The 13,795-nt window shown below is 69.2% G+C and carries 13 protein-coding genes; 12 read left to right on the forward strand and 1 reads right to left on the reverse strand.

Features of this window, described 5'->3' with window-relative positions:
- Positions 1-20 precede the first annotated feature (20 nt).
- Complete coding sequence (locus O3I_RS47005) at positions 21-3,422, reverse strand: AAA family ATPase (RefSeq protein ID WP_424769564.1); 3,402 nt, start codon at positions 3,420-3,422, stop codon at positions 21-23.
- A gap of 441 nt (positions 3,423-3,863) precedes the next feature.
- Here O3I_RS47005 and infA point away from each other — a divergent pair, with 441 nt between their 5' ends.
- From infA to O3I_RS04855, 12 genes are all read left to right on the forward strand, one after another.
- Complete coding sequence (gene infA / locus O3I_RS04800) at positions 3,864-4,085, forward strand: translation initiation factor IF-1 (RefSeq protein WP_003418601.1); 222 nt, start codon at positions 3,864-3,866, stop codon at positions 4,083-4,085.
- Between the two features lie 365 nt (positions 4,086-4,450).
- Complete coding sequence (gene rpmJ / locus O3I_RS04805) at positions 4,451-4,564, forward strand: 50S ribosomal protein L36 (RefSeq protein ID WP_011207363.1); 114 nt, start codon at positions 4,451-4,453, stop codon at positions 4,562-4,564.
- A 215-nt stretch (positions 4,565-4,779) separates the two neighbouring features.
- Positions 4,780-5,154: a 30S ribosomal protein S13 gene (gene rpsM, locus O3I_RS04810; RefSeq protein WP_014981767.1), complete on the forward strand. Its 375-nt coding sequence runs from the start codon at positions 4,780-4,782 to the stop codon at positions 5,152-5,154.
- Between the two features lie 9 nt (positions 5,155-5,163).
- Positions 5,164-5,577 (forward strand): 30S ribosomal protein S11, encoded by a 414-nt coding sequence (rpsK, locus tag O3I_RS04815; RefSeq protein WP_014981768.1) that lies wholly within the window; start codon positions 5,164-5,166, stop codon positions 5,575-5,577.
- A gap of 20 nt (positions 5,578-5,597) precedes the next feature.
- On the forward strand, positions 5,598-6,203 hold the full coding sequence (gene rpsD / locus O3I_RS04820; protein WP_014981769.1) for a 30S ribosomal protein S4: 606 nt from the start codon (positions 5,598-5,600) through the stop codon (positions 6,201-6,203).
- A gap of 112 nt (positions 6,204-6,315) precedes the next feature.
- Entirely contained in the window at positions 6,316-7,374 is a 1,059-nt protein-coding gene (locus O3I_RS04825; protein ID WP_014981770.1) for a DNA-directed RNA polymerase subunit alpha, read from the forward strand.
- 126 nt (positions 7,375-7,500) lie between these two features.
- Entirely contained in the window at positions 7,501-8,028 is a 528-nt protein-coding gene (gene rplQ, locus O3I_RS04830) for a 50S ribosomal protein L17 (protein ID WP_014981771.1), read from the forward strand.
- Positions 8,029-8,139: 111 nt separating this feature from the next.
- Positions 8,140-9,009, forward strand: a complete 870-nt coding sequence (truA, locus tag O3I_RS04835; RefSeq protein ID WP_424769575.1) for a tRNA pseudouridine(38-40) synthase TruA — start codon at positions 8,140-8,142, stop codon at positions 9,007-9,009.
- A gap of 51 nt (positions 9,010-9,060) precedes the next feature.
- Positions 9,061-9,882: an LLM class F420-dependent oxidoreductase gene (locus O3I_RS04840; RefSeq protein WP_014981773.1), complete on the forward strand. Its 822-nt coding sequence runs from the start codon at positions 9,061-9,063 to the stop codon at positions 9,880-9,882.
- A gap of 112 nt (positions 9,883-9,994) precedes the next feature.
- Positions 9,995-11,392 carry an MFS transporter gene (locus tag O3I_RS04845; protein WP_014981774.1) on the forward strand — a complete coding sequence of 466 codons (1,398 nt, stop codon included), beginning with the start codon at positions 9,995-9,997 and terminating at the stop codon, positions 11,390-11,392.
- 46 nt (positions 11,393-11,438) lie between these two features.
- Complete coding sequence (locus O3I_RS04850) at positions 11,439-12,098, forward strand: response regulator transcription factor (protein WP_014981775.1); 660 nt, start codon at positions 11,439-11,441, stop codon at positions 12,096-12,098.
- Positions 12,099-12,111: 13 nt separating this feature from the next.
- Entirely contained in the window at positions 12,112-13,542 is a 1,431-nt protein-coding gene (locus O3I_RS04855) for a sensor histidine kinase (RefSeq protein ID WP_014981776.1), read from the forward strand.
- Positions 13,543-13,795 lie beyond the last annotated feature (253 nt).

The following is a 13,795-nucleotide window of genomic DNA, read 5'->3' on the forward strand; positions in this document are numbered from 1 at the left end:
CAAACCCTGGGCTGACGGTTTCAGGAGTGGTAACGACGGTGGTCGGTGGCGAAGTCGTCGGCGATGGTGGCGGCGAGTTCGACGTAGGCGCGTTTGGTGTGCTTGTGCAGGCGGTGCAGGTCGATCTCGGCGCCCTCGGACATGTGCGGGTCGAACGGGATGATGTGCACCGCACGGCAGCGGGACAGGAAGTACTCGCGCAGCTGCTGCACACCGACATTCGGCGAGCCCGCGCGAGGTGAGTTGATCACCACCACCGCGTTGCGCACGAGATGGTCGTGCCCGTGCAGCGACAGCCAGTCCAAAGTCGCTGCGGCGCTGCGGGCCCCGTCGATGGCGGGGGAGGAGATCAGCACCAGCGAGTGGGCGAGATCGAGCACGCCCGACATCGCCGAGTGCATGAGCCCGGTGCCGCAGTCGGTCAGGATGATGTTGTAGAAGCGCTGCAGGATCCGTGCGACCGCCCGGTACTCTTCCTCGCTGAACGCCTCCGACGCCGCCGGATCGCGTTCACTGGCAAGCACTTCCAACCGGCTGGTGGCCTGTGAAGTGTGCCTGCGCACATCCGAGTAGCGCTGGATGGACGGGTCGAGCAGCAGGTCACGCACGGTGGACCTGGTCTGCAGCGGCACCCGCTGCGACAGCGTGCCGAAGTCGGGGTTGGCGTCCACCGCGATCACCCGATCGCCGCGAATCGAGGCGAAGATCGAGCCGATACCCATTGTCGTGGTGGTCTTTCCGACGCCGCCCTTCAGCGACAGCGTCGCGATCCGGTAGTCGCCGCGGACCGGCTGCCGGATCCGTGCGACAAGCTCCTGCAACCGCATTTCCTCGGCGGACAGCCCCGGATTGATCGCACCGCCGGACACGTGATGCACGGCCTTGCGCCAGCCGCTACCCGGCGACTTCTTGGCGCGCCGCATCGGCACGTCGTCGAGCGAGGGCGGCGGGCCCGGCTGATACGGCCCACCCGGCACGACCGGGCCGGGCTGCCGCCCCCACTGTCCGGGCATGGCCGGTGGCGGGGCGGGCGCGATACCGCCCGGAGGCGGTCCGCCCATGGGCGGACCGGTGTAGCCGCCCGGCGGTCCCTCGACCGGAGGGGGCCCGGACTGCTGGTTTTGCGGTGGGCCTTGCTGCGGTCCCGGCGCCTGGCCACCCGCCAAATGCGCGGGGCGTCCGACGGTTTCGTCCGCCCAGGTCGGCGCCGCGGCATTGCGCCACGGCTCGTTCGGCGCCGGTGCGCCCAGTTCGTCGCTGCTCGGTGCCTGGCCGCCGGTCGCGGGGGCGGCGTAGCCGGACGGACCGGGCTGGTGCGGGCCGGTTTGGGGCGGGGCCGATTGCTGCTGTGCGGCACCCGCCTGGTCGACCTCGTCGGTCGACATCGCTTCAGCGGGCAGACGGTGCCGCCCGCTGGTGCTCGGCCGAGCGGTCTCGGCACCGGACGACGGCACCCAGCTGGGTGTTTGGCGTCCGCTATCGCGTTGCGGTGGAGCGGATTCCGGACGCTCGGTGACACCGGGCGGCGGCCCGGTCACCCAGTTCGGTCCGGGCAGGCCGTTCGGGCCCGGCACTTCGGCGGCCGGTGCCTGCGGTGCGGTGTGATGCGGCATGGGCACACCGAGCGGGCCGCTCTCCGCGGGCACCGGACCAGGCGTCCGGCTCTGGTCCAGGGGACCGGAGCGATCCGGTGAGGTGGCCTGGCCCGGTCGGCGCTCGGCCACGGACCCGGTGTCGATCGGTCCGGTGCGTGCCGGGTCCGCGGCTTCCTGATCGGCGCCTTCGGCGAATTCACCAGGGGACGGCGGAAGTTCGGGTCGCCTGCTCGCCTGTTTCGCGGCCGCGGCCTGCTCGTCGGCGACCGTCGAGGCCAGCCAGGGCGGCGGGCCGTCGGTTCCCAGCGGTGCTTCGAAGCGAGCGGGCGGGACCTGCTCGACCGGCGCGGGGGCCGGAGCACCTTGCGGCGCAGGGGGTTCAGGGAGCGGCGGGCGCTGTGACTGCTCCGCGGTTCCTTGCTCGGACCGTGGGCCGGCCAGCCACGGCGGCGGCCCGTCGGGCTCGGTCGGCGCGTGCCGGTCGAACGGTCCCGGCGCGCCACCGGTCGCGGCGGGCGTAGGCGCCTCCGGAAGAGGCGGCCGCGCAGGGCTTTCGGGCGAGGGTCGATCCGCGGCGGATTGCGGGCCACGTGTCGAAGCCTGCGGCGGTGCGTCGGGGAGCGGGGGTCGCTCGGTCGAGCCTTGCTGGGTGCGCGTCGGCGAGTCCGGAATCGTGGACCGCTCGGCCGAAGCCTGCGGCGGTGCGTCGGGGAGGAGGGGTCGCTCGGTCGAACCTTGCGGTGCGGGAATCGGCGAGTCCGGTCGCTCGGCCGCAGGCTGCGGCGGTGCGTCCGGGAGCGGGGGCCGCTCGGTCGAGCTTTGGGGGGCGCGCTGCGGTGCGTCCGGGATCGCCCGTCGTTCTGCCGGAGCCTGTGTGGCAGCTTGCGGCGGTGCGTCGGGGATCGCCGGTCGCTCTGTCGAGCCTTGCGGAGTGCGCGTCGGGGCGTCCGGAAGTGGTGGTCGCTCTGCGGGGGCCTGCGGGGTTCGCGGCGCGGCGTCGGGACTCGCGGTCCATTGGGCCGGAGCCTGCGGCGGGCGCGTCGGAGCCTGCTGGGCGGCGTCCGGGTCTGCGGTCCATTCGGCCGGTGCTTGCGGTGCGCGAGCCGGACCCCGTTGCGCGGCGTCGGGGATCGCGGTCCATTCGCCCGGAGCCTGTGGCGCGCGAGTTGACGCCTGCTGTGCGGCGTCGGGGACCGCGGTCCATTCGGCGGGGGCCTGCGGTGGCGCATCCGGGAGCGGGGGACGTTCGGGTGCTCGCGTCGACGACTGCGGGGCGTCCGGTAGGGACGGGGGCGGCGGCAGATCGGGGCGGCCGGACTGTGGACGCGCGGGCAACTCGCTGGACTGCGGCGCATCGGTACCCGAGCGTCGGCCGAGCGGCTGGAAACCCGCGGGCGGCGGGCCAGGGTTACGGGTGGGCAGACCCTGCGGGGGCGCCTCGGTGCGCTGCGGCGGCGCGGGCGGGGCCGCTTCCTCCCGCGGCGGGGTATAAGCGTCCAAACCCTGCTGCCGCCACGGGTCTTCACGCGGGGCATCGGGGTGCGGTGCGTCCGGCCGGCGCGGAGCGACCTCATTCGGTAGCTGCTGCGCGGCAGGCTGCTCTTCGTGCTTGTCGCGGCGCCAGCCCTTACGGCGCTTACCGGGCGCGGCATCGGGGCGATCGCCCTCGGGCGCGCGCTTGAAGCGGCCACGGCCGCGGCTCGGCGCCTCCTCGATCAGATCGTCGGCAGGCAGATTCTGTACCGGGGCCTCATAACCGACCTGGGTGACATCACTCTCGGACAGCCACGGCGGCAGCATGGGCAAGCCGTCATTATTCCTACTCACGACTCCACCTCACTGACGCTCGGTGCCGTCGCTCCCATGGACGCGGTGGGCTCGGTGTTCCTCGTCGGCGCTGCGCATGGGGTTCGCTCGCTGCGCTCGCTCACGGATCCCCCTCGATCTGCTCGACCCTTAATACCTGGACAGCGGTCAGTTTACGCGAAGCCCGGACACCGCCGCGGCGCAGGAGGCCAGGGGGTCGCAGGACTGGTTTCCCGGTTCTGATCGGGGCGAAAAGGCTACCCAGACCCAGCTCGGTCCAACCCCGAAAGCGTGCTCGGGGCGAGGCATTTTTGCCGGAACCAACCGGTACCGGTAAGCTGGAGCGGCGGTGCACCTATGCGCCGACTGTTTGCATGTCACCGGTCAGGTCGACCGACGGGTACATGTAAGCAGAAACAAGCCAAACAAACCAGGTTGAGCGTAACCGGGATCGCGGAGGACATGGCGAAGAAAGACGGGGCCATCGAGGTCGAGGGTCGAGTTGTCGAGCCGCTGCCCAATGCGATGTTCCGGATCGAGCTCGAGAACGGGCACAAGGTTCTCGCGCACATCAGCGGGAAGATGCGGCAGCACTACATTCGTATCCTCCCCGAGGACCGCGTGGTCGTCGAGCTTTCTCCCTACGACCTGTCACGCGGCCGGATCGTATACCGCTATAAGTGATTCGACTGGGTGAACTCTGCTCGCGGAGAACGCTCGCCCAGGTCGATTCACTTCGTGTTTTTGTGGGGGTGCAACCCCCACGCCCCGCCCGGCGGGCTTCGCCCCCGGACCCCCAGTCGGGTGCGTACCCGGCTCGGGTGGGAACCGCATCGCGGGGGATCACGTCCAACAGGGCGTGAATCGCTCGGGGTGTTGAACCGCAGCGGTGCGCAGTAGCACGACTTGGACCTCGCCCGACAGGGCGAAATCGCCACCCGGTAGGGTGGAGCGTCGCCCTCGTGGCGATACAACAGACTTCCCCGGCCGGGTTGGCCGGGGAAAAACTGTGTTCACACCTGTGTGGACCACAACAAGATTGGACGGACGTGAAGGTTCAGCCGAGCGTCAAGAAGATCTGCGAGAAGTGCAAGGTGATCCGCCGCCACGGTCGGGTCATGGTGATCTGCGACAACCTGCGCCACAAGCAGCGTCAGGGCTGATCAAGCGGGGCTCGCCCCGACGATCACCAGCCGGGCACCGATCACTGATCGGCTTGGCCACAAGAAGAAGAACTCCCAGCTCCAGCCGCACGCTGCGGTATTCCGGGTTCGCTCGGAAGGCGTGTGTGCCTACCACCGGTACGGAGGCCGGTGCCCCACTACGACGAGGGGACGGACAGGGAGCAGACCTCCGACACAGTGAAGGAACCTGCCACATGGCACGTCTCATGGGCGTCGATCTCCCGCGTGAAAAGCGCATGGAGATCGCGCTGACCTACATCTACGGCATCGGCCGTACCCGCTCCAAGGAGATCCTCGCGGCCACCGGCGTCAGCCCGGACCTGCGCAGCAAGGACCTCAGCGACGACCAGGTGACGCAGCTGCGTGACTACATCGAGAGCTCGCCCGAGCTCAAGGTCGAAGGTGACCTGCGCCGCGAGGTGCAGGCCGATATCCGTCGCAAGATCGAGATCGGCTGCTACCAGGGCCTGCGCCACCGTCGTGGCCTGCCCGTGCGTGGCCAGCGCACCAAGACCAACGCGCGCACCCGCAAGGGCCCGAAGCGCACCGTCGCCGGCAAGAAGAAGTAGGGATAACCGATGCCTCCGAAGTCACGGGCCTCCGGCCCCAAGAAGACCCAGAAGTCGCGTCGCCGGGAAAAGAAGAACGTCCCGCACGGCCACGCGCACATCAAGAGCACGTTCAACAACACGATCGTGTCCATCACCGACCCGAACGGCAACGTCATCTCCTGGGCGTCCTCGGGTCACGTCGGCTTCAAGGGTTCGCGCAAGTCGACCCCGTTCGCCGCGCAGCTCGCCGCCGAGAACGCTGCCCGCAAGGCGCAGGAGAACGGCGTCAAGAAGGTCGACGTCTTCGTGAAGGGCCCGGGTTCGGGTCGCGAGACCGCGATCCGCTCGCTGCAGGCCGCCGGTCTGGAAGTCGGCACGATCTCCGATGTCACCCCGCAGCCGCACAACGGCTGCCGTCCGCCCAAGCGGCGTCGCGTCTAGCGGGAAAGGATAGATAACACATGGCTCGTTATACAGGCCCCATCACCCGCAAGTCGCGTCGTCTGCGTGTCGACCTCGTCGGAGGCGACCAGGCGTTCGAGCGTCGCCCCTACCCGCCGGGCCAGCACGGCCGGGCGCGGATCAAGGAGAGCGAGTACCTGCTCCAGCTGCAGGAGAAGCAGAAGGCTCGCTTCTCCTACGGCGTCATGGAGAAGCAGTTCCGCCGGTACTACGAAGAGGCCAACCGCCTCAAGGGCAAGACCGGTGACAACCTGCTTCGCCTGCTGGAGTGCCGTCTCGACAACGTCGTGTACCGCGCCGGTCTGGCGCGCACCCGTCGTCAGGCGCGTCAGCTGGTCAGCCACGGCCACTTCCTGGTGAACAACCGGGCCGTGAACGTCCCCAGCTTCCAGGTGACCCAGTACGACATCATCGATGTCAAGGAGAAGTCGCTGGGCACGCTGCCGTTCCAGGTGGCGCGCGAGACCGTCGGTGACCGTCCGGTTCCCGGCTGGCTGCAGGTCCTTCCGGGCCGGCTCCGGATCCTGGTGCACCAGCAGCCGGAACGCGCTCAGATCGATGTGCCGCTGCAGGAACAGCTGATCGTCGAGTACTACTCGAAGTAATCGGCTCTGCCGCTGTTCCCTTCCGTCGTCCTCGCGAAAGCCGGAGGACGGAAGGGAAACCCCCAGAACGAGGCGTCAAATAGCGGGCGCCCAAACAGGAGGATGATCCTAAATGCTGATTTCACAGCGTCCGACACTGACCGAAGAGGTCGTCGCCGAGAACCGCTCGAAGTTCACCATCGAACCGCTCGAGCCGGGTTTCGGTTACACCCTGGGCAATTCGCTCCGGCGTACCCTGCTGTCCTCGATCCCGGGGGCCGCGGTCACGAGCATTCGTATCGACGGCGTGCTGCACGAGTTCACCACCGTTCCCGGGGTGAAGGAGGATGTCACCGACATCATCCTGAACCTCAAGGGTCTGGTCGTGTCCTCGGAGGAGGACGAGCCGGTCACGATGTACGTGCGCAAGCAGGGCCCCGGCACCGTCACCGCCGGTGACATCGTGCCGCCGACCGGTGTCGTCGTACACAACCCGGATATGCACATCGCCACCCTGAACGACAAGGGCAAGCTGGAGATCGAGCTCGTGGTCGAGCGCGGTCGCGGCTACGTCCCGGCCGTGCAGAACAAGGCGTCGGGTGCGGAAATCGGCCGGATCCCGGTGGATTCGATCTACTCGCCGGTGCTCAAGGTGACCTACAAGGTCGAGGCCACCCGTGTCGAGCAGCGCACCGACTTCGACCGGCTCATCCTGGACGTGGAGACCAAGAACTCCATCAGCGCGCGGGACGCGCTCGCCTCGGCGGGCAAGACCCTGGTCGAGCTCTTCGGCCTGGCCCGCGAGCTGAACGTCGAAGCCGAAGGCATCGAGATCGGCCCCTCCCCGGCCGAGGCGGATCACATCGCCTCGTTCGGTCTGCCGATCGAGGACCTGGACCTCACCGTCCGGTCCTACAACTGCCTCAAGCGCGAGGGTGTGCACACGGTGGGCGAGCTCGTCGCCCGCACCGAGTCGGACCTGCTGGACATCCGCAACTTCGGCCAGAAGTCCATCGACGAGGTCAAGGTCAAGCTGCACGCGCTCGGCCTCTCGCTGAAGGACAGCCCGGCGTCGTTCGACCCGTCCAGCGTGGTCGGCTACGACGCGAGCACCGGAACGTGGAGCGACAGCGGCACGTTCAGTGACACCGACGGTGGCGAGCAGGACTACGCCGAGACCGAACAGCTCTAGGCCGCCGGGGTAGGCACCCCGGCGGGCCTCGCACCCGCGGCGTGAGCGACGCGCCCGGAGGCGGTAGCGGAGCGTAACCACGCAGGGCGCCGGGAGCGCCGCAATAAGACACAGGAGAACAAACCAATGCCCAAGCCCAAGAAGGGTGCCCGCTTCGGCGGGTCGGCGTCGCACCAGAAGGCGATCTTCGCCAATCTGGCGACGGCGCTCTTCGAGCACGGTCGAATCTCGACCACCGAGGCCAAGGCCAAGGCGCTGCGCCCCTACGCGGAGAAGCTGGTCACCAAGGCGAAGGGCGGCACCCTGGCCGACCGTCGCGAGGTGCTCAAGGTGATCCGTAACAAGGACGTCGTGCACGAGCTCTTCGCCACGATCGGTCCCTCGTTCGAGGGTCGCGAGGGTGGCTACACCCGCATCACCAAGACGCTGCCCCGCAAGGGTGACAACGCGCCGATGGCGATCATCGAGCTGGTTCGCGAGAAGACCGTGACCAACGAGGCCGACCGGGCCCGCCGGGTCGCGGCGTCCAAGAAGACCGAAGAGGCTCCGGCCGCCGAGGTCGTCGAGGAGACCGCCGACGAGGCAGTCGCCGAGACCGCCGAGGCCGAGGCCCCGGCTGCCGACGAGGCCGCTGAGGACAAGAAGGACGCCTGAGATCGTGTTCCCCGCGCCTGCGGGGATGATCCAGACGCCTGACGTCCGGAGTTCTCGAATGAACCCGCCGCCCGCTCTGCGGGTCGGCGGGTTCGTTCGTTATGACAGGAGATCGTTGTGACGGTGCAGGATTCGGCGGACCCCGCCGCGCAGTCACCCGACCCGGTCCGGGTTCGGCTCGACATCGGTTACGACGGTACCGATTTCACCGGTTGGGCGCGCCAGCCGGGACTGCGCACCGTGCAGGGCGTGCTGGAGGAATCGCTGACGAAGGTGTTCCGCGAGCCGGTGCAGTTGACCGTCGCGGGCCGCACCGACGCCGGCGTGCACGCGGAAGGCCAAGTCGCGCACTTCGATACGGCCGCCGAGGTGGACCCCGCCAAACTGGTGCACCGGATGGCCCGGTTCCTGCCGAAAGACGTGCGAATCAAGGATGTTCAGCTCGCCCCGGCCGAATTCGACGCTCGTTTCTCGGCGATTCGCCGGCACTACGCATACCGGCTGACCACCGCCCGCTACGGGGCCGAACCCTTGCAGGCCCGCAGCGTGGTCGCCTGCCGCCACGACGTCGATCTCGATGCCATGCGCGCGGCGTCGCGAAAGCTGCTGGGCCTGCACAACTTCGCCGCTTTCTGCCGGCGGCGCGAGGGCGCGACCACGGTGCGTGAGCTGCAGCGCTTCGACTGGGCACAGCAGGGCGAACTGTTGACGGCCTACGTCAGCGCGGACGCGTTCTGCTGGTCGATGGTGCGGAGCCTGGTCGGCGCGGTGCTCGCGGTGGGGGAGGGGCGGCGTACGCCGGACTGGGTGGCCGGGCTGCTCCAGGAAACCGAACGCTCCAGTTCGGTCACCGTCGCGCCGGCGCACGGCTTGAGCCTGATCGCGGTGGACTATCCCGCCGACGCCGACCTGGCCGCACGCAACGCGCAGACCAGAGAGGTGCGCACCGTGCCTGCGGCCCAAGGCTGCTGCGGCGACTGACGAACGGGGCCGACAGCGGAATAGGCTGCGCGGCCGGATCGTTCCGCAAGCATGACCTTTGATCAGTTCGGACGGTTCGGTGTATGGCGGGCGTACAACGGGTTCAGCCCGGAGGACGCACGGGAGCTGGAACAGCTCGGCTACGGGACGCTGTGGCTCGGTGCGTCGCCGCCCGGCGAGCTGGACACGGTCGAGCCGCTGCTGGCGGCGACCGAGACGATCTCGGTGGGCACCAGCATCGTGAACGTCTGGTCCACGCCCGCGAAGGAAGCCGCCGCGTCGTTCCATCGGATCGAAGCGAAGTACCCCGGCCGGTTCCTGCTCGGCGTCGGCGTCGGCCACCCGGAGCACGCCGGTGACTACCGCAAGCCCTACGACGCGCTCGTGGACTACCTGGACGAACTCGATGCCGCCGACGTCCCGGTGCAGCGTCGGGCCGTCGCCGCGCTCGGCCCGCGGGTGCTGAAGCTGGCCGCGGAACGTTCCGCCGGCGCGCTGCCCTACTTCGTGCCCGCCGCGCACACCGCGCAGGCTCGCCCGGTGATCGGCTCGGACGCGCTGCTCGCGACCGAGCACAAGGTTCTCCTGTCCGAGGACGCGCAAGCGCGTACCGCCGCCGAGCAGACAGTCAACTTCTACCTCGGCCTCACGAACTACGTCTCCAACCTGCGCAGGCTCGGCTTCACCGAGGAGGAGGTAGCCGACCCGAGCGGTCGCGTCTTCGACGCCGTAGTCGCGCACGGCACGCCGGAAGCGGTCGCCGCGCAGCTGATCGCGCACCTGGACGCCGGCGCCGACCACGTCGCGGTGCAAGCCCTGGACGACGACTACCTCGCCACCCTGCGCACCCTCGCCCCACTGTTGCGCTCCTGACGCGACACCCCTAAGGGAACGTTAGAAAGCGACCCGGACGGTTCCCCCGGGCCTGTGACTGGTCACACACTCGTTCTTGCTGACGCGCTGAGGCGTCGAAGAAGGAGATCTTGTGACTACGACACAGCCCGCGGGTGAGCGCCGGGTCGTTGCGAACGTGCTGCGCGGTTCGATCGGCAACCTGGTCGAATGGTACGACTGGTACGTCTACGCGGCGTTCAGCGTGTACTTCGCGAAAACGTTCTTCCCCAAGGACGATCCGACGGCGCAGCTGCTGTCCACGGCAGCGGTGTTCGCCGTCGGCTTCCTGATGCGCCCGATCGGCGGCTGGTTGCTCGGCCGCTACGCCGACAAGTTCGGCCGCCGGTCGGCGCTCACCCTCTCGGTGACGGTGATGGCGGCGGGTTCACTGCTGATCGCGGTGACTCCCGGGTACCAGACGATCGGTATCGCCGCACCGGCGATCCTGTTGATCGCCCGCCTGCTGCAAGGACTTTCGGTCGGCGGCGAATACGCCACCAGCGCGACGTATCTGTCCGAAGTGGCTTCCTCCGGTCGACGTGGTTTCTATTCGAGCTTCCAGTACGTCACCCTGGTCGCGGGTCAGCTCGTCGCGCTCGGCGTGCAGATCGTCCTGCAGCAGTTCCTCACCAGCGCCGAAATGAACAACTGGGGCTGGCGCATTCCGTTCGTCATCGGTGCGGCGGGCGCGCTGATCGTGATGTGGCTGCGCCGCGGCATGGACGAGTCCGAGCAGTTCCGGGCCGCCGCCGCGGACACCGCGGCGCACGAGGGCGCACCGAAACCGGAAGCCGCGCGCGGGTCGCTGCGGATGCTGTTGCAGTACCCGCGCGAATGCCTGCTGGTGATGGGTCTGACGCTCGGCGGGACAGTGGCGTTCTACACCTACACCACCTACATGCAGAAGTTCATGATCAACACCTCGGGCATCTCCAAGGGCACCGTCGCGTGGATCAACTTCATCGCGCTGCTGGTGTTCGTGGTGCTGCAGCCGTTGGCGGGCGCGCTGTCGGACCGGATCGGCCGGCGCAAGCTGCTCATCTTCTTCGGCGTCGCGGGCACGCTGCTGACGGTGCCGATCATGACGGTGCTGGCGCACACCACGAATGTGCTCGCCGCGTTCGCCTTGATGATGCTGGCTCTGGTCATCATCACCGGCTACACCTCGATCAACGCGATCGTGAAGGCCGAGCTGTTCCCGACCAAGATCCGCGCCCTCGGCGTCGGCCTGCCCTACGCCCTGACCGTCGCCATCTTCGGCGGCACCGCGGAAACCATCGCCCTCGCGCTGAAGAAGGCGAACCACGAGTCGGTGTACTTCTGGTATGTCGCGGGGTGCATCCTGATCTCGCTGGTCACGTACTTCTTCATGCGGGAGACCTCGACGTCGTCGACCATCGACGCCGAGGGCTCCACCACCAACGCCGACACTGGGGTCGGCGCCGGGGTGGCCGAGCCGGATCGTCCATTGGCCACTGTGCGTGGCTGACCGCCCGGCACACGCGCCGATCCACCCGTTATGGGAGGATCGGCGCGTGCGGCTTGCGGTGGTCGAAGATGACGACGGCGTCGGTGACGCGCTGGTAGAAGCGCTCAACGCCCGTGGCTACCGCGCGGAACGCAAGCGGCGCGGCGCGGATCTGCTGACCGCGCACCGGGGTTACGACGCGGTCATTCTCGACCTCGGCCTGCCCGACGCCGACGGGTTGCAGATACTGCGGCAGCTGCGCGAAGTCAGTCAGGTGCCGGTGCTCATCCTGACCGCGCGCAGCGACGAACGTTCGATCGTGCGCGGATTGCGCGGAGGCGCCGACGACTATCTGGTGAAGCCACCGCGGATCGCGGAATTGATGGCCCGCCTGGAGACCGTCACCCGGCGGGCGGCCGCGGCGGCCCAGCCCACCCAGGCGGTGGTGGTCACCGGTGATGTGCGGGTCGACCTGCAGGCGCGACTGGTCGAGGTGGCGGGGACGCCGATCACGTTGACGCAGAAGGAATTCGAACTGGTCGAGGCGCTGGTGGAGCGGCCGGGGGCCGCGGTGAGCCGCCAGCAGCTGATGGACCGGATCTGGGGCGACGCGTTCGTCGCCGTGTCGCGGTCGCTGGACGTGCACATGACGGGGTTGCGCGCCAAGCTGAATCGGCCGGGGCTGATCACCACCATTCGCGGCTACGGGTATCGGTGGGGGCAGTGATCAGGGGCAGGCCGTGCGGCGCCGCCTACTCATCGCGCTGACCGTCTTCGCCGCGATCGCGGTGCTGGCGTTCGCCGTTCCGCTGTCGCTGACGGTCGCGACCAGCCGGACCCAGACGCTGGTGCTCGCTCGTTCCGGCGATGCCGATCGCTTCGCGAATCTCGCGGCCGCCGCCGCGACCACCGGGGACGCCCGTGCGCTGGCGGATGAGGTGGGCCGCTATCACGAGTTGTACGGCGAGAACGTGCTGATCGTGGACGCCAAGGGCGCGACGACCGCCAACGGCGGTGCGAGCCCGAACGATCCGGAGATCGGCGCGGCAGTGGCGGCGGCGCGGCGCAACCAGCGTCCGCACGTGCCCGATCGGCTGACGCCGTGGGGCGCGCGGACGGTGCTCATCGCCCGTCCGGTCGGGACCGGCGTGCAGGTCGGCGGGGCCGTGGTGATCCAGGCGTCCACCGCGCGTGCGCGCGCCGATATCGCGCGGACGTGGGGGTTCATCCTGCTCGGCGGCGCAGGCGCGATGGCGCTGTTCACCCTGCTGGCGCTGACCTTGAGCCGCTGGGTGCTGCGGCCGCTCGCGGCGCTCTCGGGTGCGGTCGCCGAACTCACCGCGACACTGCCGAAGCCGCCCGCCGGACAGGTCGCGGCCGGGCCGCCGGTGTCGATCGCCGGCCATCACGGCGGTCCGCCCGAAATGCGGGCTGTCGCGGAGTCTTTCGACGCGATGGCGCTCGCCGTCGCGGATTCGGTGGCGGCGCAGCGCCAGCTCGTCGCCGACACCGCGCACGCCATGCGGAACCCGCTGGCGGCCTTGCTGATTCGGCTCGACTCGCTGGAGCCCGCGATACCGGCCGAGGCGGCGGCCACCTTCCGCGGCGCCAGTGCCGAGGTGGAGCGGCTGGCCGCGCTGCTGGACGGCCTGCTCACCCTCGCCGTGGCGGAAACGCCCGCCGCGTTCGACACCGTCCGGCTCACCGAGGCCGAGAACCGTTGCGACGCCGTGCAAGTAGTCGCCGACCGGTTCGACGCGTGGTGTTCGGCCTACGAATCGTCCGGTCAGGAGCTGAGCGTTGGACCGGCTGTCGCGCATGCCGACGTCGCGGTGTCCGCGGACGTGCTGGCCCAGATCCTCGATGTGCCGCTGAGCAATTCGTCGCGCTATGCCGGGGCGGGCGCACGCACCGAGATCGTGGTCGCCGTCGAACCCGGCTGGGTCACGGTGACCGTGCACGACGACGGAGCAGGCGTCCCGTCCGCCGAAATCGCCAAGCTCACCACGCGTTTTTACCGCGGGTCGACAGCGGTGCGCGGCGGCTCCGGCCTCGGCCTGCCCATCGCCGCGGCGCTCGCGCAGGCCCGGGGCGGGACACTCACCGTCGAACCCGTGCGACCCCACGGCCTGTCGGTCCGGGTGCGCCTACCTGCAGCGGTGCCGGAATGAGCGCGGGGGTGGTCGAATCTGTTGGCGCGGTGAAGGTTTGGGTGTGGATCGCGCGGGTGACGCTGCGTCGATGGAGTGCATGCGCGCCGCTGGGCGATCGGAATCGCAGGCTACGGGCGCACGGGACTCGAGCAGTTTTGCACGGACGAATCGTCACCCATGGTTGGGCCGGCGGATCGGCTGAAAGGGTTGCCGCCGAGTCGATTCGGCCGACCGACGCGAGTCCGAGCCGAACCCGGGGCAGTGCCGCGCA

This window comes from Nocardia brasiliensis ATCC 700358 (assembly GCF_000250675.2).
In the GTDB taxonomy this organism is placed as follows: domain Bacteria; phylum Actinomycetota; class Actinomycetes; order Mycobacteriales; family Mycobacteriaceae; genus Nocardia; species Nocardia brasiliensis_B.